Raw genomic sequence first — 21,914 nt, 5'->3', positions numbered from 1 at the left:
CAACACATTTTTAATATTGATTTATTGAGTATTATCAGTAACTTTATTAAATATTATAAAAAACGGCAAAAAAGTGGCGCTCTATTTAAACAAAAAGCGGCAAACACATAGTGCTTACCGCTTTTAAAGAGTGCTTAACATTTAAAATGTTACATATAATTTTCTATTAACTCTTCAGCTATTTGAACACTATTAGTTGCAGCACCCTTGCGGGTATTATCACTAACAACCCACATATTTAAGCCATGAGGGTGTGAAATATCAGCGCGCAAACGGCCAACATATACAGTATCGTTGCCACTGGCATCGGAAACCGCTGTTGGATAATCACCTTCATCGTCAATTAGCTCAACGCCTGGAGCATCATTTAACAGCTGTTTAACGTGTTCGAAGTCGTATTGCATACGTGTTTCAATATTAATAGATTCAGAATGACCAAAAAACACAGGAACACGCACACACGTTGGGTTTATTGCGATTGTTGTATCACCTAATATTTTGTGCGTTTCGTTCACCATTTTCATTTCTTCGCGGGTATAGCCGTTATCTTCAAAGCTATCTATCTGCGGAATAACATTAAAGGCAATTTGCTTAGGAAATATTTCATTATCCATTGGGCGTGCATTCATCAAGTTAGCTGTTTGCTTTGCTAACTCATCAACGGCTTCTTTCCCTGCGCCTGATACCGCTTGGTAAGTTGATACATTTATTCGATCAATACCATACGCATCATAAATTGGTTTTAATGCCAACATCATTTGGATAGTCGAACAATTTGGGTTTGCAATAATATTACGATTTCTAAAGTCTGCAAGACTTGAGGCATTCACTTCTGGGACAACAAGGGGTATTTCAAAATCATTTCTAAAGTGCGAGGTGTTATCAATAACTATACAACCTGCATCGGCTGCAATTGGGGCATATTTTTCTGAGACGCTCCCACCGGCAGAAAACAATCCAATATGTGCTTGGCTAAAATCAAAGCCTTCAACGTCTTGTACTTCGATTGTCTCACCACGAAACTTAATGTCTTCACCTGCACTGCGGCTGCTCGCAAGCAAAAATAGCTGATCAACCGGAAATTTACGATCAGCTAAAGTTTCGATAATTTGACGCCCTACTAAACCAGTAGCACCAAGTACGGCAACGTTATATTTTTGCGACATATTTTTTCCTCTTTAAACGATATTAAAACACCGTTATATTAATAATTAGTTGGTTAGTGTAAAACCAAGTTGATCTAAGACAGCCAACTGCGAGCCATCACCTTTAACGGTTAAGGTGCTAAATTCTCTTCTTACAGGATAGTGTTTACGTAAACTATCAAAACCATCCGACTCTAGATGACGAAGTAAAATCCCATCATCCCTTCTTACATCGTAAATTGTGTGCACTAAACGTGCGATGTCTTGCTCTGTAAAACTCTCAGCAATAGCCACTTGCGTTATAGCTGGTACTGGCAAAAAATCGGTTAGAGATTTTGAAGCCTCAACGCCTTTAAGCTCACACAGTTTTTGGTAAAGCATTTGTGTGCCTCTGGCCTTGCCTTCAAGCGTGTGGCCTGCAATATGCACACTGGCATAGCGTACATGTGCAAGTAAGTCTGTTAAAATATTAGGTTCATTTTCCCACACATCAAGCACTAAATCTAAATCGGCCCCTGCTTCCATTAAATCCAGTAAAGCACTATTGTCAATAACATCCCCTCGGCTGGCATTAATTATCGTAGTACCCGGTTTTAAGGCGTTAAGCCTTACTTTGTCCATCATGTGAAGTGTTTTATGAGGCCCTTTTTTAACAAGTGGCACATGGAAAGTTACAATATCTGATTGTGCAAGTAGCTCATCTAACTCTACATGCTCATTCAATAACCCTTGTGCATGTTTTAATGGATCGCACAAAAGCAGCTTTACATTTAATGCTTTTAACTTTTTAGCCAAACAACTGCCAATACTCCCGACCCCTACTATGCCAATAGTTTGGCCTGTTAATGGGCGGGCATTTTCTTGGCTCAATGCAAATAAACTACTAATAACATATTCAGCAACAGCAACAGCATTACACCCTGGAGCACTTGTAAATGCGATGTTTTTGTCTTTCAAAAGATCTGTATCAATATGATCGATACCAATAGTCGCAGTACCAACAAAGCTTAATTTATTCGCTTTTGCTAATAGCTCACTAGTAACATTGGTAACAGATCGCGTGAGTAATACTTCTACGTCTATCAGTTGGTCAGGTTTTAAGTTACGCCCATCAAACCGCTCAACCTCACCAAAATCTGAAAAGTACTGCTCAACTAAAGGCATGTTTTGATCGGCAAGAATTTTCATCACAGAGTCCATTTGGCAATTAAGGGCGCTATTGTATCGAACAACCAGACCTTTGCACAAACTAAAAAGGCCGAATCAAAAACTGATCCGGCCTTTTGAGCTAAATAAAATATAATGCTTAAATTACATTCTATTTTTATGCAAACTTAAGTTTATAACTCAAAATCTTTTTTGAATTTTAAACCAAATTCACTTCGGTCATTACTTCTCATAACACCGACAAAGCCTGATTGTTGTAAACGACCTACATCGTATACTTCGTTCAGTACGTTTTCGCCATAAAGTGTTACTTCCATATCGCCATATGCGTTAGTGTAAGAAATATTAAAGCCAACTAGCTCACGCGAATCAATCGTTTCACTCTGGCTATATACTGACTGACCTTGCATTTCACTACGGTATGAATAATTAGCATTAAGTGCAACAGTCGCACCACTGTCTAAATCCATAAAGTATGATGGGGCAACCATTACAGTCCAGCGAGGTGTTAAAGCCGGTGAATCACCTTTACCAATGCCTTGAACGCCGGCATCAACCTCTGTAATTTCTGAATCTAGGTAACCTACCGCACTTCTTATTGTGAAGTCGTCAGTAATTGCAACGGTGGTTTCAAGTTCTATACCTTGCGCTTTTGATTGGCCCGCATTTTCAACAATAGTTACAAAACCACCACCCGCTGTTGGGTCTGAAAACGGAAGTGCTAAATCAGTGTAATCAGTAACAAATACCGCTAGCATCATAGATACGTTTTCGTGTACTTGGCCTTTTAAACCCATTTCGTAGTTTACGGCTTTAGTTTCGTCGAACGACACAAACTGATCAGGTCCACCAAATGGACGTGGTGGGAAGCCACCAGTTTGATAACCTTTTTGAATTTGACCATAAACGTTCATGTTGTTACTGATTTGGTAAGATGCATTAATATCCCACGTCACCGCGTCAAACTCTGCACTTACGTATTTACGTTCAGCAAATGTAGGGAAAATCGCATCGGCATCTTTCTCATCTTTTGAGTATCGAAGACCACCACCAATACTTAAATCATCTGTTAAATCGTAACTTGTATTAAAGTATACAGCGTATGAATTTGTTTCTTGGTTTATTTCAAAGTCACCATAGCCACCAAATGAAGGTGTAACACCATCGTTTAATAAACCATTAGGTGTGTTGAATGGGCTAAATACAAATGGACCAGAACGAGTGAAACCATCTTCATTAAAGAAGTAAAGGCCTGATACAAAGTCCATATTGTCGTAAGTCGCATTTAGTTGGATTTCAAACGAGTACTGGTCTGCACCACCCTCTTCTGGGAACTCAGATAAGTTAAGAGGTGACGCATCATCATCAAGTCCACCTTCGTATTCAGAAGTGCGGTAACTCGAAATAAATTTAGCCGTGTACGTATCATCAATTGCCCAATCAGCAGTAAATGACGTACCCCACCCTGAGTAAGACGTAGATTCAATACCAGCAACAGTAGTGCCTAGATCGTCAGGGTCTGATGGGATCATGTCCTGTGTTAATAGAGGAAAGTCACCATTAAATACATCATTTGCATCAAGCGGCTCAGTTAATTCAATAGTATAAGGCGATTGACCCGACTCGTTATCAACACCGTCAAGTGAAAAAGTAAACGCTAAATCGCTATTGGCCTGCCATTTAAGGGCTACGCGGCCACTAAACTCTTCTTCTTCACCAATTTCTTTTTCTGGATTCGCCAGGTTTACTGCTTCGCCAACGCCGTCACGTGTTTTGTATGACGCACTTGCTGACATACTTAACTCATCATTTAATGAGTTATTAAAGTACACATCGCCTGCAATACGGCCACGGCTACCTAACTTTGCAGACGTTGTTAAAATACCTTCATCGCCCGGCTGTTTTGTAATAACGTTTACTGCGCCACCTAACGTGTTACGGCCATAAAGAGTACCCTGTGGGCCGCGCAGTACTTCTACACGCTCAACATTAGGTAATGATAGGTTAGACCCCATTTGACGGCCTAAGTAAACACCATCAAGGTATACACCCACACCAGGGTCGGTTGTAATAATGTGATCTTGCAAACCAATACCACGGATAAATACCGAAGCATGTGCTGCGTTACCTACACCGTAACGTGTGATGTTTAGATTAGGGACGTATTTACCAATATCTTCAAGGTTACTCATATTGGCTTTATCAATTAAGTTAGCACCAATTGATGTGATAGCGGTTGGAGATTCAAACAAGCTCTCTGTACGTTTACGAGCTGTAACTTCGATTTTTTCAAACGCATCTTGTTTTGCAGTTGTTTTGGTTTCTTCAGCACTTACTGAGGTAGTCAGGGCAGCAACTATTGCTAGGCTTAACTGTGAGAGTTTGCGTAGTTTCAAAATATTCTCCAAAGGATACCGTAAATTGTTTATTATGCATTTACTGGTGCAACCAGTAAATTTTGGGCATAAAAAAAGATGCGTGGTAGCATCTTTCCTCTGGAAGGGCATTATATTACACAATTGTGAATTTATGTATTTATTTTTTGGTAAAAATGCAAATGTTCCTATAAAGGAAAGGTTAACACGTTGCAGCAATACTTACTTTTTACGCTATTACTGCATAAAACCTCACTCTACAAATATATGTTATCAAATTAAATTGGTTGCAACTTTTCTTAATATTTTTACTTAAAATCATAAACCTGCATTAAAAATATCAGGTATCCCTCTTCAAAAACCAATAGTAAAGTATTAATTTAATTAATTTTTACTACTAACTTGCTAAATTGATTAGATATAGCTCTATTTCACTTCTATAATATGCTCGAATCAACATCTAATTAACTAATAGGAAATACATATGAAAAAGCTATCTGTAGCAGTAGCATTATGTGCGGCTTTAGCAACAAACTATGCTAGCGCCGAAGTTCGAATTAATGGCTTTGCATCAATTGTCGGTGGAAAGAGCCTTGATAGCGACAGTACCTTATATGGATATGATGATGACATTTCATTTAAAAACGAAAGCGTCTTTGCATTACAGCTATCAGCTGACCTTATGGAAAAGCTAACGGCAACAGCTCAAATTGTTGCTCGTGGTGAGAATGATTTCGACGCAGAATTTGAATGGGCCTACGTAACTTATGAATTAAGCGACGAGTTACAAATTAGCGCGGGTAAAATGCGTGTACCTTTTTACCGTTACTCAGATTTTATTGATGTAGGTTACGCTTACCGCTGGGTACGCCCGCCTCAATCTGTTTATAGCATTCCTTTTTCTACCTATGAAGGTTTAAGCTTATTGCACAATACACAACTTGGTGATTGGGATTCAACGGTGCAGCTAATGTACGGAAGCTATGACGGCGAATTAGACGCAATCACTGAAAAAACTCAAGCTGAGCTTAATGATTTTGCTGGCATTAACTGGACGCTTGCATACGACTGGTTCAGTGTTCGTGCTGCATATTTGATTGCTGAATCATCATTTGCACTTGACGGAACAGACCCCAGCGGCGCTGCATTAAATGGATTAGAAGCTGCACTTCGCGCAAACAGCTTAAACACGTTAGCTGACGATATTGCAATAAACGAAGATGACAGCAGCTTTTTCGGCTTTGGCTTCTCAATTGATTATGATAATTTCTTATTTGATGCTGAATATACACAATTTGAAGTAGAAAACAGTATTTTGACTGAGCAAACACAATATTATGCATCTGTAGGTTACCGCTTGGATGACGTTATAGTCCATTTTACGTATGAAGATAATGACGATAAACATGATGCATCTCGCTTCGATCCAATTGCAACAGTGCCAAGTCTGAATGCAGCTATAAACGGTGCCTTGACAGGTGTTCAAGCGCAAAGCAATGTATACACTATCGGCGCGCGTTACGACTTTCACCCTTCTGCAGCGTTTAAAATCGATTTTAGCCGCTTTGAAGACGATGTAACTGATACAGAAACTGATGTTGTTGCTGTTGGCGTTGACCTTGTATTTTAATTGGAGCAAATAATGAAAAAATTAATTTTAGCTAGTGCACTTTCATTGTGCTCAATTAATACTTTTGCAGAAGTTGCGGTAATAGTTAACGCTGGTAACGCAAATGCTTTAGATGCAGATACAATTAAAAAGATATACCTTGGTAAAGCCAAGTCATTTGGTGATGGTACTAAAGTAAATCCAGTAAACCAAGATGGAACCGCTGCAGCAGATGAGTTTAACGATAAAGTTGTAGGTAAATCTGGCAGTCAGCTTAATGCTTACTGGTCTAAACTTGTATTTACAGGTAAAGGTACACCACCAGAGAAGTTAGGCTCAGATCAAGCTGTCATAGATTTTGTAGCAGCTAATGCTGATGCTATCGGCTATGTAGATAGCGCAAAAGTGAGTGGCAACGTAAAAGTAGTTGCGACCTTTTAACCGTTTAAATCGGTAAATTAAAAAACCACCAAATGGTGGTTTTTTTGTGCCTGTAAAAAGTTATATCAATTAGCTTAATTAACTAAGCTGTTAAAAATATGGGAAACGCGTTAATAAGCAAGGTAAAAGTTTGTTATCCAATTCATCAATGTAAATAGTACAGTTAGCGTCCAGTCTTGCACTTTAAAATGCTCTGTTATTGCAGGTCGGTAATACCGTAACCGTCGGCTAAACCACACCTAAACATTTATTTTATATTCGCTAAGCTCATTTCTTTTTAATAACAGGAGTGAGTTATGCAAACCAATCGAACACAACAATGGCTAGATTTAATTCACCGACAACCAGGCTCTGGTTTAAACATACAAGATTTTTGCCAGCAAAATAACTTAGCAACGTCCACTTTTTATAAGTACCGCAAACAATTAACCGCCCAATCTAGTTTCAGCAAAGTGACCATTCAAACTGAACAAACCCGTTTGCAAGAAATCGTTGAGCCTGCCCATATCACACTGACTTTGCAGGTTGGAGAATTAAAATTGCCAGGTTCAACCTCTGCACAGTATTTGTCTGATTTGATTAGAGGTTTAGTTAAATGAAAATGTTTGTTGAGCCAAGTGACATTTACCTGCACCGCCCAGTGGTGGACTTTCGAAAATCGATTAATGGTTTAGCTAATATTGTTGTCGCTGAAATGAATTTAAATGTGATGTCCGGTGCTTTATTTATCTTCTGCAACAAAAGCAAAGATAAACTCAAAATCCTTTACTGGGATAAAACGGGGTTTGCTTTGTGGCATAAGCGATTAGAAAACAATAAGTTTAAATGGCCGAATGCCGAGCATGAAAACCAGCTTGTTTTATCTGAGCAACAACTGCACTGGCTGCTCGATGGCTTTGATATTGTTGGTCATAAACCGCTGATTTTATCAAACTTGAGCTTATAACTTTAGCTCATACCTGATCAGCTTTTAATCTGAATAACATGCAGATAATCAGCGAGTTACAGGGTAAAATACCCCCTATGACTGAACTAGAGCAGCAACTTCTCAAACGCATTGCCGAACTTGAAAAACAAGTAACGGATAAAGATTCCAGAATCGCGTATTTAGAAGAACAATTCAAATTAGCCCAACAAAAACAATTCGGTAAATCAACCGAAGGCCACCCTGCACAAGGTGATTTATTTAACGAAGCGGAAGACATCGCTGAGTTAGAACGTGAAGTTGAAGCTGAAAACGAAACCGTTACTTACACCCGTAAAAAAGCTAAACGCACTGCGTTACCGGCTGATTTACCACGCGAAGTGATTGTGCACGACATCGAAAATAAAAGCTGTGACTGCTGCGGTGGTGAAATGCATAAAATGGGTGAAGATAAATCTGAAAAACTTGAATTTATTCCAGCTCAAATCAAAGTGATTGAACATGTTAGACCTAAATACAGCTGCCGAGCCTGTGAGCAAAACGAAACACAAGTTCAAATCAAACAAGCCCCGATGCCAGCGAGTCCAATTCCTAAAGGCATTGCAACACCAAGCTTACTCAGCCAAATCATCACCAGTAAATATCAATACGCTCTGCCGCTTTATCGGCAAGAAACCATGTTTAAACAACACGGCATTGAAATCAGTCGACAAACCATGAGTGACTGGATAATCAAATGTGCCAGTTTATTTAAACCACTGTATGACAAATTGCATCAAATCTTATTAGAGCAACATGTCATTCAAGCGGACGAGACCACAGTCAATGTGGTGAGTGATGACAAAACAAAATCCTATATGTGGTTATATTGCACAGGTACTGACACGCCTGTAGCAAATAACCCATTTAAAAATATCGTACTGTATGAATATCAGCCGGGTCGTTCAGGTTGTTATCCTGCGAATTTTTTACTTAATTATACAGGTTACCTTCAAGTGGATGGTTACCAAGGGTATGACCAAACTAAAGCTAAGCTTGCTGGCTGCTGGGCACATGCACGGCGTAAGTTTGATGAAGCTGAAAAAGCGCAACCCAAAGGAAAAACGGGCAAAGCAAATTGGGCGTTGAATCATATTCAAAAACTGTATCGAATTGAAACCAGAATCAAAGATAAAACAGCGCCTGAAAAACAAGCCATCCGGAAAAAAGAGTCGGAGCCATTACTTAACCAATATAAAGCTTGGTTGGAAAAATCTTTGCTCAATACCTTACCTAAATCCAAATTAGGGGAAGCGCTCAACTACAGCCTGAATCAATGGGATAAGTTGGTTCAATATGTTGAAGATGGTCATTTGTCTATCGACAATAATCGCGCTGAGCGGGCGATTAAACCCTTTGTCATTGGCCGCAAAAATTGGCTGTTTAGCCAAACAGCTAATGGGGCCAACGCCAGTGCAATGCTCTACAGCATAGTGGAAACGGCAAAGGCCAACGGACTAATACCTTACGATTATATTAGCTATTATTTAACCCAAATCTGCAAACCGGGTTGCCAAATCGATGATTTACTGCCTTGGAATATCAAAAGCTAGGTGTAGATTGCCGGACGCTTACGTAATACCTACTAGCCTACAAAACAAAAAAGCCTCCACTTGGAGGCTCTATTGGTGTAAATTTTACGTATATTACTCAATTCTAAATTTGGCTGTTGCATCTAGCAGGTTATCTGATAAGTAATGTAGATTTTTAGCTACATCTCTTACAGCTAGTAATGAATCCATGGTATCTTCAAAAGAAACATGCATATTAGAAACATTTTCTACAACCATGGCTGCAACCGATGTTTGCTCTTCTGTCGCTGCTGCAATCTGAGAGTTCATACCGTTTATTTCTAACATTTGCTCTGCTATTTTTTCTATTGATATACCTGTTTTTTCAGCCGCTGTTGCATTATCTGTAGCCATATCACGAGCAGAAGTCATGGCAGTAACCGAGTCATTAGCAGCCGTTGTCAGTGCTCCTAACAACTCTCTAATCTCATTTGTAGAATGAGCGGTACGTGATGCAAGCTCTCGTACTTCATCAGCTACTACCGCAAACCCACGGCCATGTTCACCAGCACGCGCAGCCTCAATAGCCGCATTAAGCGCAAGTAAGTTGGTTTGATCAGCAATTGAAGTAATTACATTCAATATTTGCGATACGTTTTTTGTGTCGTCCGCAAGTTTATTAATTGTTGTTGCCGCTTGGTTAATTTCATCACTCAATGTACGAGACGCATTTACTGACATTTGTACTTGTGTACGGCTTTGTTCTACTTCTTTTTCTGCTGTTTCAGCGGCGTGTGATGCATTTGCTGCAGATTGAGAAATATCACCCACACTTTGCTTCATCTCTTCCATTGATTGCTTAACAATTTCAGCATCTGTTGTTTGTTTAGTTGTTGCACGCTCTGCCTGCTCCATACCTTGTACTAATCGGGTAGAGTTTTCCATTAGAGGTTCACATACAGCAATTACTTCAAGTACGGTTTCTTTTAACAGCGCAATAAAAGAATTAAAGTTGATAGAAACTTGGCCAATTTCATCTTTAGAATTCACGGTTAACTGGGTACTCAAAGACCCTTTACCATTCGCTAATAAACTTAAATTATTTGCTGCATCACTTGCTGAAGAGCCAATATTCTTTGCTATCCATATAGCCATAAATAAAAGCAGCAATAAAGACACGATGGACACAGCAAGCATTAAAGTAAGTGCATTATCAGAACGCGTGTTAGTGCTTTCAACTAATTCAAAAAAACGATTATCAGCTTTTTGTTGCGCTGCTTTAAAGCTCTCTAAAACAGAACCATAAAGACTTGTTTTTAACTGGGCTTGCTGCTGGATTTTACTAAAGTCGGCAGTGCCATTTACCATTCCATTAGCAATGGTTGCTGAGATTTTTTCGTAGTCGGCTAATTCTTTCACTACATCATTACTAATGTAGCCATTACTTATCTGCTTAATTAGATTTATATTTGATTCAATTGTTTTGTAAGTGTCATCAGCTTTGGTTATTAAGTCTTGTTCACCAAATGTCACTGCTTGCGTGTAAAGCTCATCGAGTTTTTCTAACAGCCCTACATTCGCTGATGTTAACTTTACAACTTTATATGAAGAATTCCCCATTTCATCTAAAGAAGCCCTATTATCATCTATGGCAAGAAAATTAATTAATACCATAATTATAAAAGCAACAACTGCAATACATGTTATTGCATGTATTTTTTTAGTTATGCTTAGGTTTTGAAAAGAGAAGCCTGAAGCCATACTATTTACCTTTTTGAGTTATCTAAATATATTATCGGCTCAATACTGATAAGTGTGAGTTAAATTTGTAAAATTTCTAGTTTTTTTTTCATTTTAATCATTAATTAAGCCAAAAACTAAAATTAACACAAAAAAATAAACATTATTGGGTACGCGATGTGTTTTCTGTTAAAAAGATCATCAAAAAATCTAAATTATTGTTATAACACAAACGTTTTAAGTGCAAAAAACAATCAAAACAAATTTTAGAAATAAAAAAACCAGTAACATTACTGCTACTGGTTTTAAATTTGGTGCGGATGGGGGGACTTGAACCCCCACGCCCTAAAGCACTACCCCCTCAAGGTAGCGTGTCTACCAATTCCACCACATCCGCATTTTAAATTTTTGTTCGCTTTTTTTATTTGTTTGAGGTTAACAAATAGCTGAACGTTAAACTGTATTAGTTTGGTACGTCTGAGTTACTTTCTTCGTTAGAAGTAACAGGAACATCTTCTTCAACAGGTACTACTGTTTCTAGTGCAGGCGCTGCTTCTAGGTTTTCCCATTCATCAGTCTGTTTTATTTGACCGGCTGTTAAGTTACCTAAAACTATACTTAGCACAAAAAAGACTGTAGCTAGGCTTGTTGTTGTCTTTGTCATAAAGTTACCAGCACCTGAAGAACCAAATACAGTTCCAGAAGCGCCTGCACCAAATGAAGACCCCATATCAGCACCTTTACCTTGTTGGATTAAAACCATACCAACTAAAGCTAAAGCTACAACTAAATAAACTACTAATAAAATTTCGTACATCTTATACGGTCCCTTTTGCACTATTACAGATAGCAACAAAAGATGCTGCTTTTAGACTAGCACCTCCAATAAGGCCACCGTCAATATCTGGTTGTGCAAATAATAATTCGCTATTTTTTTCGTTAACGCTTCCACCATATAAGATGGTAAGCCCTTGTGCTAAATTACTGTCTAAAGACGCAATTTTGTCACGGATAAATTTGTGAACAGCTTGTGCCTGTTCTGGCGATGCAGTCTTACCTGTGCCTATGGCCCAAACGGGCTCGTATGCTATCACAGAATCTTTCAGCGCTGCTACACCTAATTTTTTAATTACCGCATCTATTTGAGCAGCAACTACATGTTCTGTTTGTCCACTTTCTTGCTCTGCTTCACTTTCGCCAACACAAAGAACGGGTATTAAACCAGCCGATTGAGCTCTAGCAAATTTATCAGCAATAACATCGCTGCCTTCGTTATAAATACTACGACGTTCTGAATGGCCAACTAGCGCATAATTTACGCCAAGATCTTTCAGTAGTTGTGCATCAACTTCACCAGTAAAAGCGCCTGGCGTGTTTTCAGATACAGTTTGAGCACCTGTTATGACACCGCTTGCAATCATTGCTGAAACAAGTGGGAATGGAGGAAATAAAATAACATCTATTTCTGGTGATTTAATACTATTTATAGCATCCGACATATCTTTGACTAGCTCTATTGAGCCATTCATTTTCCAATTGCCAGCGACCATTGCCTTACGTATTGCCATTTTCCACTCCACATTAGAAAGCGGGCGAGATATTAACTTTTATCGCCCGAAGTTACAAGAGGTTATTGTTATCAATCAGGTTGTTTGCTCATAGATTCGACAATCTCTGCAATCTTACGTGCACTGTCTAATACTATTTTTTCTTGCTCTGCTTCAACCATAACACGAACGACAGGTTCAGTACCTGATTTACGAAGTAAAACGCGACCTTTATTACCTAAGCTTTTTTCTACCTCTTCTACAGCCGCAAGCACTTTTGGCGCCGTTGTAGGATCGGTACCCGGTGTATAACGCACGTTAATCATTTTCATTGGGTATTTTGTAAACCCGGCGCCTAAATCTTGAAGCGTTCTATTTTGTGCAACCATAGCAGCCAGCACTTGCAAGCTTGATATAATACCATCACCCGTTGAAATTAAGTCTAGGTTGAGTACATGGCCTGAACTCTCTCCACCAATTTTCCAGCCTTTTTGCTGAAGTAATTCCATTACATAGCGATCGCCAACTTTGCTTCTAGCAAACTCAATGCCTTTTGCTTTTAGTGCATTTTCAAGACCCATATTTGACATAACAGTACCAACAACACCGCCACCTAAAATATGATCGTTCGCTGCCTGACAAGCAATTATATAAACTAAATCGTCACCATCAAATACACGGCCATTATGGTCAACCATCATTACACGGTCGCCGTCACCATCATAAGCTATGCCTACATCGGCTTTATGTTCAAGTACTTTGCGTTTTAACGTGTCTACATGAGTTGCACCGCATTCATGGTTTATATTTACACCATTTGGCTCACATGCATGCGTAATTACGTCAGCGCCGAGCTCACGCATGACTGATGGGGCAATATGATATGTTGCGCCGTTAGCGCAATCTACAACCACTTTTAATCCCTCTAAAGACAGCCCTTGTGGAAACTGACTCTTACAAAACTCAATATAACGTCCATCTGCACTTGCCAAGCGTGTTGCTTTACCTAACTTATCTGAGGCCACACAGGTCATTTGCTCATCAAGCATTGCCTCTATTTCGAGCTCTACAGCATCATCAAGTTTTAAACCTTGACCATTAAAAAATTTGATACCGTTGTCGTAATATGGATTATGTGATGCGCTTATTACAATACCGGCTTCAGCCCTAAATGTTTGTGCTAAATAAGCAACAGCCGGCGTAGGCATTGGGCCAAGCAGAACAACATCAATACCGGCGGCTATTAAGCCTGCTTCAAGGGCTGTTTCAAGCATGTAACCAGAAATACGCGTGTCTTTACCAATAATAACTTTTTTTGTTCCACCTTTTGATAGCACACGTCCTGCAGCCCAACCCAGCTTCATTGCAAATTCAGGGTTGATTGGCGCTGTTCCCACTAAACCACGTACGCCATCTGTGCCAAAATACTTTCTTTGTTTCATTCTATTATTCCTTTTATACACGCTTGGTAAACACCAAGTACATCTGCAGTTTCTTTTACGTCGTGAACACGAATTATTTTTGCACCATTTTGTGCGGCAATAAGTGCGCCAGCTAAACTACCGGCCATTCGTTCGCTTGTGTCTCTGTTTAACAGGTTACCTATCATCGACTTGCGAGAAAGCCCCGCTAATAACGGCAAGCCTAATTTATTAAAGTCATTAAACTTGGTTAAAATTTCGTAATTATGGCTTAATGTTTTTCCAAATCCAAAGCCTGGGTCAAGAATAAGCTGCTGAGCTTTTATTCCCATTACCTCACAGGCACTAACGCGACGTTTAAAAAATTCATTAATATCGCCCATTAAATCATTATATTGTGGAGATGTTTGCATACTTCGGGGCTGCCCCTGCATGTGCATTAAGCAAATTGCGATGTTTTCAAATTGTGCAACAACATTCAGTGCGTCAGGCTCTTGTAATGCGCGAACATCATTTACCATATCTGCACCAGCTAAAATAGCTTGCCTCATCACCTCAGCTTTACTCGTATCGACAGAAATAACACAATCACTCTGAGCACGTATAGCTCTTATTATTGGAACCACTCGTTCAAGCTCATCATCAAGGCTAACTGCCTGAGCACCAGGTCGAGTAGACTCACCACCAATATCTATTATTTTTGCGCCATCAGTTAATAACTGTAATGCGCGCTGCACAGCGATGCTGGGCTCTATAAATTTACCACCATCTGAAAATGAATCTGGGGTTACATTTAATATACCCATAATCACAGGCTCAATTAAATTTAGTTCTCGACCATTTGGTAAATTAATAATGTTGTTCATAATGAGCCTTGTTTGCTTTTCAGAATTCAAACAAATCTAACTAAAAATTTGAGCGAAATTGAAACCGATACAAAAAAGCCCCGAAGTACGGGGCTTTTTGAGTATTTTAACGATTATTCAGCTTTGTCATCAACATTTGTTTCATCTTTTTTAGATGATTCTGTTGTTGATTGGCTTTCATCACTAACAGATTCCTTTACAGAATCTGTTTGTGGTGCTTTTGGCTCATGACGGTCATGAGCATCGCGTGGCTCTCGCACTGGCTGGCGCGCCATTAAGTCGTCAATTTGCTTAGCGTCAATCGTTTCATATTTCATTAACGCGTCTTTCATTGAATGAAGAATATCAATATTCTCTTTCAATATTTTTTCGGCACGCTCGTAGTTTCTATCTGAAAATAAACGAACCTCCGCATCAATTACTTTAGCTGTATCATCCGACATGTTAGATGCACGACTACCGCCACCACCCATGTACATTTCGTTTTGATCTTCGGCGTAAAGTAGTGGTCCAAGTTTTTCACTTAACCCCCAATGTGTAACCATTTTACGTGCTATGTCTGTTGCACGTTCAATATCGTTACTCGCACCGGTAGTCACTTTGTCGGCACCGTAAATAAGTGCTTCAGCGATTCGGCCACCATAAAGGCTAGAAATCATTGATTCTAATAGCTCTTTAGAATGGCTAACACGATCTTGCTCTGGTAAATACATAGTCACACCTAGCGCACGGCCACGTGGAATGATAGATACTTTATAAACAGGGTCATGCTCTGGCACCATGCGTCCAACAATTGCATGGCCGGCTTCGTGGTATGCCGTCATTTCTTTCTCTTGCTCGCTCATCACCATGGTCTTGCGCTCTGCGCCCATCATGATTTTGTCTTTAGCAGCATCAAACTCAGCCATGTTTACAACACGTTTGTTACCACGTGCGGCGTAAAGTGCGGCTTCGTTGACTAAGTTAGCTAAATCAGCACCCGAAAAACCTGGGGTGCCGCGTGCGATTACAGCTGCATCAACGTTGTCACCTAATGGTACTTTACGCATGTGCACTTTAATAATCTGTTCGCGGCCGCGTATATCAGGTAAACCAACTTCTACTTGACGGTCAAAACGACCAGGACGAAGTAATGCCGGGTCTAATACGTCTGGGCGGTTAGTCGCAGCAATAACAATAATGCCTTCGTTACCACCAAAACCATCCATTTCTACCAGCATTTGGTTTAATGTTTGTTCGCGCTCATCGTTACCGCCGCCCATACCTGCGCCACGTTTACGACCTACTGCATCAATTTCATCGATGAAGATAATACAAGGCGCTGCTTTTTTGGCTTGTTCAAACATGTCACGTACGCGCGATGCGCCTACACCAACGAACATTTCAACAAAGTCAGAACCCGAAATTGTAAAAAAGGGTACTTTTGCTTCGCCGGCAACAGCCTTAGCAAGCAACGTTTTACCTGTACCTGGCGGTCCAACCATAAGTACACCCTTAGGTATACTACCACCTAATTTTTGGAATTTAGACGGGTCGCGAAGGAAGTCAACCAATTCGGTAACGTCTTCTTTTGCTTCATCACAACCAGCAACATCGGCGAACGTAGTTTTGATTTGGTCTTCGCTCATTAAACGTGCTTTGCTCTTGCCGAATGACATAGCGCCTTTGCCGCCACCGCCTTGCATTTGACGCATGAAGAAAATCCATACACCAATAAGCAGTATCATCGGGAACCAAGAAATAAATATGCTTGCTAAAAATGATTGTTCTTCAGGCTTTACACCTTTCACGTTTACATCACTTTTAAGTAAGTCATTTAAAATGTCTTTGTCGTAGATTGGCATAATGGTTTGAAAGCGCTCACCATTATTTTTAGTACCTGTGATTGTTCCACTGGTACTCTCGATTGCCACTTCTTGTATTGAGCCATTTCGGGCATCTTTTACAAACTGACTGTAACTTGTTTGACGGTCGATTTGCTCGCCACCATTAAAGCTCTGAAAGACTGACATAAGCACAACTGCAATGACCAGCCATAGTATTAAATTTTTCGCCATATCGCTCAAGGGGTTAACCTCTTGTATCCAATTAATTTAAATTCAACTAAACGCCAAGCAACTGTACTACAGTTTGTATCCAGTCGCTACTATATATACTTCCCGAGAACGGGCACGTGAGGCATCAGGTTTGCGTATTTTCACTGCTTTAAAACTATTACGTACTTCCTGCAAGTATTGATCAAAGCCTTCGCCTTGGAAAACCTTAACAATAAATGCACCATTTTTCTTTAGAACTTGATTACACATATCTAGCGCAAGCTCAACTAAATACATACTTCCAGCTTGGTCCACTGAGTTATTACCACTCATGTTCGGTGCCATGTCAGAGAGTACCACATCAACATTTTTTCCATCAATGCGTTTTAATAAAGCATCTAACACGGCTTCTTCACGAAAGTCACCTTGTAAAAAATCAACACCCGCTAAAGAGTCCATAGGTAAAATATCACAAGCAACAACTTGCCCCTTGTCACCTACCTTCTCGGCTAAATACTGTGACCAACTACCCGGAGCAGCCCCTAAATCCACCACAGTCATACCAGGGCGAAGTAACTTATCTCTATTTTGTACTTCATCTAATTTAAAAACCGCTCTTGAACGCCAGCCTTTTTTTTGCGCTTCCTGAACATATTTATCATCAAAATGTTCTTTCAACCATCGCTGTGAACTGGCTGACTGTTTTTTATTTGTCATAAATTACACGCAACTAATTAGTAATATTCTCTAGATGGCGTTAGAATACCCTTAATTCAAGCCATATTCAGCAAAATTTGTATAAACATGACATTATCAAATAAACAAAAGCAGTTTTTAAAAGGCGAGGCACATAGCCTTAAGCCTGTAGTTTTACTAGGTTCTAACGGTTTAACCGAAGGCGTAGTGATGGAAATTCAAAGTGCACTAGAAATTCACGAATTAATCAAAGTTAAAGTACCAACTGACGATCGTGAAACCAAAGCGCTTATTTTTGAAGCTATCGTTCGTGAAACAGGTGCGACAAAGCTTCAAACAATTGGCCACACTATTGTGCTTTACCGCCAAAGCCCTGAGAAAAAAATTCAACTGCCGCGTAACTAATTTAATTTCTGAGTAAATTATTGCGCTTAATAAAAAAACCAGCTATAGGCTGGTTTTTTATTATTTATTTAGCCCTGAATTCTAAAAAGTAAAATTCATTTCTAAGTCTTTGAGTAAATATTTTATATCTGCATGATGCTTTTTTTTGCTTAACAAAAAATAGCGTGAAAACTGCATTTCACTCATTGGTTCTATTTCTTCATTTGAAAGCAACGTTGCAAGTTCTGGAGTTGTATTGCTATGACCAATCACAGCAACTACGCCATTCAAAGACACTATCTGGTTTTTTAAATCTGCCAAATCTCTAGCATTGTAAATCTTTATTTCAGAGCCAAAATGCGCAGCAAGTGGGCCTGCTGTTTGTAAAGTACGTTTATAGTTACTACTAAATAAATGTACCTTATCAAATTGCTTAAATAATGTGACTAGCTGCTCTGCCCGTTTATAGCCTTGCTGAGTTAACGCTGGGTTTTTACCTGCTAGTTTTTCACTATGGCGAAAAAGGTATATTTTTTCTGGAGCCGAAAATACATATTGGCTATTAAATAAAACTGCACATAACAAGATAAAAACACCGTATTTTACTTTCATATTGTCTGCTCACGTTTGTACTTCAACAAACGATTAATAAACTCGGTCGTTAACTCATTAATTAACCCTGTCTCGGCGTTTAACACTAAGCTAAAGCCAATATTTAAATGGGGAAATACCACCAAATCACTTCGGTATCCTTGCACCCAACCACTATGATAATACAAGGTTTCATTATCGTAATTGTATACTCGCCAGCCTAAGCCGTAATAAGCTTCGTGTAACTGTTTTTTCCACACCCTGCGGTACATTTCTTTTTTAGTGCGTGTATAGGGCCGAGTTTGTTTAGACAAAGCATCGAGTGACAACACTTCAGGGTAGTGACCTAATTGCGCCTTTAACCAGATAGCCATATCGCTTGCACTAGCATTAACACCAGCTGCGGGTCCAACTTTGTAGTAATTTTTTTTCAGCTTTGCAGTGTACCAACGTTTTTTTCCACGTACGTGCGGTAAAGCGTAATTACTATCAACCACCATGGCTTCATAACCCAAGCTAGCATCAACCATATCAAGTGGCTGAAAAATGCCTTCATTTAGCCATTGTGAATAATCTTTATTTGTACTTTTTAAAATAACATCATCAATTAAACTAAACATGACGTTTTGATAACCGTAGCATATACCAGGCTCGCAAATAGGTTTAACCGTCACTAACTTTTGTACTATATCGGGATAATCCATTCGCGACTCAATTAAATTGTCATATGCGTTTGGCACCAAGCCGCTAGAATGGCTAAGTAAGTGATAAACTTTTAAGTTGTCTTCGTATTCTGTGCCTATAAAATCAGGTAAGTAATTACTGACGGAGTTATCTAATTTTATGAGCCCATCACTAGATAATTTTGCAGCCAGAGAGCCTGCAAATGTTTTAGACACCGACGCCAGTCTAAAACGAGTGTGAACATTAACCTTTTGACCATTTCGGGCTTTTGTTCGTCCGACCGCATAGATGTAATCACTATTGCCTAAATTAACTATCGAAAGTGCAGCTCCTGGAATGCCTTTACTCGTGAGTTTTTTTTCTGCGTAACGGCCATACTTTTTTACAAAACTATCCCAATTTGGGTCTTGCTGCGCTGCAAAACTAACGGTTGCATACACAAAACACACTGCAGTTAAGCAATACTTTAAAAGTGGTAAGCGCTTCATTTTTTAATACTTTATCTTTTTAACTGCCTCTGTATGCATAATATCATGAACTTTTCTTTGGACTAACGTACAATACAAAAATTATTGTACTTTTTGTGGGTGTTAAGTATTTATGCGTTTTTTAGTTGTATTACTTTTTGTTTTATTTTCATCAGGTTGTGCTATTACCAAACAACCAGCAGAACCTTTGGCTATGCCGTTAAAGCCAGCATTAACAACGCAAACATATCAGCTTAAATACCAAACAGAGCATGCTTCACCAAAAGTGAAGTCGGTGCAATTGCCTGCACACAAAGTTTTACAAAATCAAACTGTAAAAATAATTACCGATAAAGCAAGTGTAACCGACACTCTACTATCGCAAATAAGCCAAGCACTTAACGATAAACAGCTTAAAGTTACGAGTAAAAATAACAGTGATTACACGCTGACTATTCAAAAGCTCGACTTAACATTTAAAGAAAACACACAGTATTCAATTGCCACACCTGAAAAGCCATTTGTCTTGTTTGAAAATATTGCAAAGCAATACCCAACGCAGCAATGTGCATCTATTTTTGCAGAAGTTAATATGCGTTTAACACACAAAGCGTCTGGTGATGTAGTGTGGTTTGCAACGTCGTCAATAGATAGTGCCAGCTTTCACCGAGAGCCGCTAATTTACAGCTTAAGTGAAGAACAAAGAATTACAAACGAACTAGAGGTTGTTGCATTTATCCACCAGCAAAACACAGAAGAAGCACGTTTAGCTAGAGTGGGTAAAGAGGTGAAAATCCCTGAGTATCAAATGCTGTCTAAATTATCTAGCCTAAGTAAGTTAAGTGGTCCGTGTAGCCGCACAGAAGTCAGTGCTCTAACACCTATGATGCAATTTTACTTAAGCAGTATCTTAATAGATAAAATTAAAGTTCAGTAAAAGTAACATTTGCTACATTTTTTTACAGATTAAGGGTACACCTTAACAATATACTACGCACTATAACAACAAATAATCAGGCTCAACGTGGATGAAATATACCTTACTTAACCGTACTCTTTTTAGTATTGTCTTGTTCAGTTTGAGCCTTATAGCGACCTCAGCCCAAGCAAGTAATCGTTATTATGCAGACAACACGCTTGAGCCAACTCAAGGCTTTGCATGGGACTGGAGCGCAGGGGCAAGTTATTTTGTAGAAGATACCTACCTAGTCGGCACTAATGCCTACGACACCGATTTAGAGCTCGATTTAAGCCTTGCTGTATCATACGACCGATTTTATCTCGACTTTGACCATAACCAACTCAGTGGTGGTCTTATTATCGGCTACAGTATCATTGATAAGTATGATTGGGGCTTGGATATACTGGGCACGAACACCCAAGCAGGCTTTGACGAGAAAGGCCTTGGCTTTTATAACAGTGGTGTAATTGCAGAGCTTGATGGCATAAAGTCTCGTCGCTATGATTTTGGTGTTGGTCTAAGGCTTACACGCCGATTCGAAAACTCTCAAATCTCATTTGAATACCTTTATGATGTTTCTGGCGCCCATAACAGCTGGGTTGTTAACACCTTCTTTAGCCAAATTTTACCGTGGCGAAACTGGGAATTTAGATCCGGTGTTGGCGTAAGTGCTTATTCAGCTGATTTTACAAATTATTATTTTGGCATTGACCAAGAAGAAGTAGCCGAAAACCGACCTTTTTATGATGCACATGCAAGTACCAGCCTAATATTTGAATTTCATGCTGAATACCCAATGAGCCAAGATTGGGTTTTTCTAGCTGGCTTTCTTTCCACATGGTTTTCAGCAGAAATCGACGACAGCCCAATTATTTCTCAAGGGTATCAGCATAAAGCCAAGGTAGGCCTACGTTATGTTTTTTAGATGGTTTTGTTCGCTAATAATTTTTCCTGTATCAGCGCTTGCGCAATCTAGCGATACACAAAATACTTTAACCGCGGTTCCTGATACGTGCGTAGCTCTTCGTGAAGGCCGCGATTGTTATGCCGACGTTGTTATTACGTGGCACCAACCCATTATTGGTAATTATTGCCTACGCGATGCAACATCAAAATACATTATGCAATGTTGGCTCAAACAGCAACAAGGCACATTAAATTACGCGTTTGATTCTAAGCAAAGTATCGCATTTGAACTATTTGATAGTAATACATCAAAAATAATTGGCACTGCAGAAGTAAAACTTCAGTGGGTATATCAAAACAGACAAAAAAAGCGTCGCTGGCGATTATTTTAGCCACTGCATTA

At 39.3% G+C, this 21,914-nt stretch carries 21 protein-coding genes and 1 tRNA gene; 9 read left to right on the top strand and 13 right to left on the bottom strand.

Annotated features, from left to right (window positions below; genetic code table 11):
* Positions 1-149: 149 nt before the first annotated feature.
* The 3 genes from PS1M3_RS04605 to PS1M3_RS04595 form a co-directional block, all read right to left on the bottom strand.
* Entirely contained in the window at positions 150-1,166 is a 1,017-nt protein-coding gene (locus tag PS1M3_RS04605; RefSeq protein ID WP_006793896.1) for an aspartate-semialdehyde dehydrogenase, read from the bottom strand.
* A gap of 45 nt (positions 1,167-1,211) precedes the next feature.
* Positions 1,212-2,333, bottom strand: coding sequence for a 4-phosphoerythronate dehydrogenase (locus tag PS1M3_RS04600; protein WP_203986493.1), 1,122 nt, complete (start codon positions 2,331-2,333; stop codon positions 1,212-1,214).
* Between the two features lie 152 nt (positions 2,334-2,485).
* Positions 2,486-4,708, bottom strand: coding sequence for a TonB-dependent receptor (locus PS1M3_RS04595; RefSeq protein ID WP_138527414.1), 2,223 nt, complete (start codon positions 4,706-4,708; stop codon positions 2,486-2,488).
* Between the two features lie 463 nt (positions 4,709-5,171).
* On the opposite strand from PS1M3_RS04595, the gene PS1M3_RS04590 reads away from it, so the two are divergent.
* The 5 genes from PS1M3_RS04590 to PS1M3_RS04570 all read left to right on the top strand — a co-directional run bounded on the left by PS1M3_RS04590 (position 5,172) and on the right by PS1M3_RS04570 (position 9,254).
* The gene (locus PS1M3_RS04590; protein WP_203986491.1) at positions 5,172-6,317 is read left to right on the top strand and encodes a porin; all 1,146 of its coding nucleotides are present in this window, start codon (positions 5,172-5,174) and stop codon (positions 6,315-6,317) included.
* A gap of 12 nt (positions 6,318-6,329) precedes the next feature.
* Positions 6,330-6,737, top strand: a complete 408-nt coding sequence (locus PS1M3_RS04585) for a phosphate ABC transporter substrate-binding protein (protein WP_138527415.1) — start codon at positions 6,330-6,332, stop codon at positions 6,735-6,737.
* Between the two features lie 296 nt (positions 6,738-7,033).
* Complete coding sequence (locus PS1M3_RS04580; RefSeq protein ID WP_138741057.1) at positions 7,034-7,336, top strand: IS66 family insertion sequence element accessory protein TnpB; 303 nt, start codon at positions 7,034-7,036, stop codon at positions 7,334-7,336.
* Positions 7,333-7,683 carry an IS66 family insertion sequence element accessory protein TnpB gene (gene tnpB / locus PS1M3_RS04575; protein ID WP_036956871.1) on the top strand — a complete coding sequence of 117 codons (351 nt, stop codon included), beginning with the start codon at positions 7,333-7,335 and terminating at the stop codon, positions 7,681-7,683. Before PS1M3_RS04580 ends, tnpB begins: the two co-directional genes overlap by 4 nt.
* Positions 7,684-7,760: 77 nt before the next feature.
* Entirely contained in the window at positions 7,761-9,254 is a 1,494-nt protein-coding gene (locus PS1M3_RS04570; protein ID WP_203987272.1) for an IS66 family transposase, read from the top strand.
* Between the two features lie 93 nt (positions 9,255-9,347).
* On the opposite strand, the gene PS1M3_RS04565 is transcribed toward PS1M3_RS04570, so the two are convergent.
* The 8 genes from PS1M3_RS04565 to rlmE all read right to left on the bottom strand — a co-directional run bounded on the left by PS1M3_RS04565 (position 9,348) and on the right by rlmE (position 17,539).
* Positions 9,348-10,973: a methyl-accepting chemotaxis protein gene (locus PS1M3_RS04565; RefSeq protein WP_138527416.1), complete on the bottom strand. Its 1,626-nt coding sequence runs from the start codon at positions 10,971-10,973 to the stop codon at positions 9,348-9,350.
* A gap of 291 nt (positions 10,974-11,264) precedes the next feature.
* Positions 11,265-11,349 (bottom strand) — tRNA-Leu (locus PS1M3_RS04560).
* A 66-nt stretch (positions 11,350-11,415) separates the two neighbouring features.
* Positions 11,416-11,769, bottom strand: a complete 354-nt coding sequence (gene secG, locus PS1M3_RS04555) for a preprotein translocase subunit SecG (protein WP_138527417.1) — start codon at positions 11,767-11,769, stop codon at positions 11,416-11,418.
* A gap of 1 nt (position 11,770) precedes the next feature.
* Positions 11,771-12,520, bottom strand: a complete 750-nt coding sequence (gene tpiA, locus PS1M3_RS04550; RefSeq protein ID WP_138527418.1) for a triose-phosphate isomerase — start codon at positions 12,518-12,520, stop codon at positions 11,771-11,773.
* A 71-nt stretch (positions 12,521-12,591) separates the two neighbouring features.
* A complete protein-coding gene (gene glmM / locus PS1M3_RS04545; protein ID WP_138527419.1) occupies positions 12,592-13,941 on the bottom strand; it encodes a phosphoglucosamine mutase in 1,350 nt (449 codons plus the stop codon).
* On the bottom strand, positions 13,938-14,786 hold the full coding sequence (folP, locus tag PS1M3_RS04540; RefSeq protein WP_203986490.1) for a dihydropteroate synthase: 849 nt from the start codon (positions 14,784-14,786) through the stop codon (positions 13,938-13,940). Before folP ends, glmM begins: the two co-directional genes overlap by 4 nt.
* Positions 14,787-14,899: 113 nt before the next feature.
* On the bottom strand, positions 14,900-16,843 hold the full coding sequence (gene ftsH / locus PS1M3_RS04535) for an ATP-dependent zinc metalloprotease FtsH (RefSeq protein ID WP_033019700.1): 1,944 nt from the start codon (positions 16,841-16,843) through the stop codon (positions 14,900-14,902).
* A gap of 66 nt (positions 16,844-16,909) precedes the next feature.
* Positions 16,910-17,539, bottom strand: coding sequence for a 23S rRNA (uridine(2552)-2'-O)-methyltransferase RlmE (gene rlmE / locus PS1M3_RS04530; protein ID WP_006793907.1), 630 nt, complete (start codon positions 17,537-17,539; stop codon positions 16,910-16,912).
* Between the two features lie 87 nt (positions 17,540-17,626).
* On the opposite strand from rlmE, the gene yhbY reads away from it, so the two are divergent.
* Positions 17,627-17,923, top strand: a complete 297-nt coding sequence (yhbY, locus tag PS1M3_RS04525; protein ID WP_006793908.1) for a ribosome assembly RNA-binding protein YhbY — start codon at positions 17,627-17,629, stop codon at positions 17,921-17,923.
* An 81-nt stretch (positions 17,924-18,004) separates the two neighbouring features.
* On the opposite strand, the gene PS1M3_RS04520 is transcribed toward yhbY, so the two are convergent.
* Both PS1M3_RS04520 and PS1M3_RS04515 read right to left on the bottom strand, forming a co-directional pair.
* Positions 18,005-18,514 carry a histidine phosphatase family protein gene (locus PS1M3_RS04520; protein WP_203986487.1) on the bottom strand — a complete coding sequence of 170 codons (510 nt, stop codon included), beginning with the start codon at positions 18,512-18,514 and terminating at the stop codon, positions 18,005-18,007.
* Complete coding sequence (locus PS1M3_RS04515; protein ID WP_203986484.1) at positions 18,511-19,665, bottom strand: serine hydrolase; 1,155 nt, start codon at positions 19,663-19,665, stop codon at positions 18,511-18,513. Before PS1M3_RS04515 ends, PS1M3_RS04520 begins: the two co-directional genes overlap by 4 nt.
* 112 nt (positions 19,666-19,777) lie before the next feature.
* Between PS1M3_RS04515 and PS1M3_RS04510 the strand changes: the two genes are divergently transcribed.
* The 3 genes from PS1M3_RS04510 to PS1M3_RS04500 all read left to right on the top strand — a co-directional run bounded on the left by PS1M3_RS04510 (position 19,778) and on the right by PS1M3_RS04500 (position 21,903).
* The gene (locus tag PS1M3_RS04510) at positions 19,778-20,581 is read left to right on the top strand and encodes a hypothetical protein (protein ID WP_039038535.1); all 804 of its coding nucleotides are present in this window, start codon (positions 19,778-19,780) and stop codon (positions 20,579-20,581) included.
* Between the two features lie 91 nt (positions 20,582-20,672).
* Positions 20,673-21,530 carry a MipA/OmpV family protein gene (locus PS1M3_RS04505; protein ID WP_203986483.1) on the top strand — a complete coding sequence of 286 codons (858 nt, stop codon included), beginning with the start codon at positions 20,673-20,675 and terminating at the stop codon, positions 21,528-21,530.
* On the top strand, positions 21,520-21,903 hold the full coding sequence (locus PS1M3_RS04500) for a DUF3019 domain-containing protein (RefSeq protein ID WP_203986481.1): 384 nt from the start codon (positions 21,520-21,522) through the stop codon (positions 21,901-21,903). The genes PS1M3_RS04505 and PS1M3_RS04500 overlap by 11 nt, the downstream gene beginning before the upstream one ends.
* Positions 21,904-21,914 lie beyond the last annotated feature (11 nt).

This window comes from Pseudoalteromonas sp. PS1M3 (assembly GCF_016865405.1).
In the GTDB taxonomy this organism is placed as follows: Bacteria; Pseudomonadota; Gammaproteobacteria; order Enterobacterales; family Alteromonadaceae; genus Pseudoalteromonas; species Pseudoalteromonas marina.
Note: the sequence above shows the minus strand (reverse complement) of the source record. Positions and strands in the feature narration are given on the sequence as shown.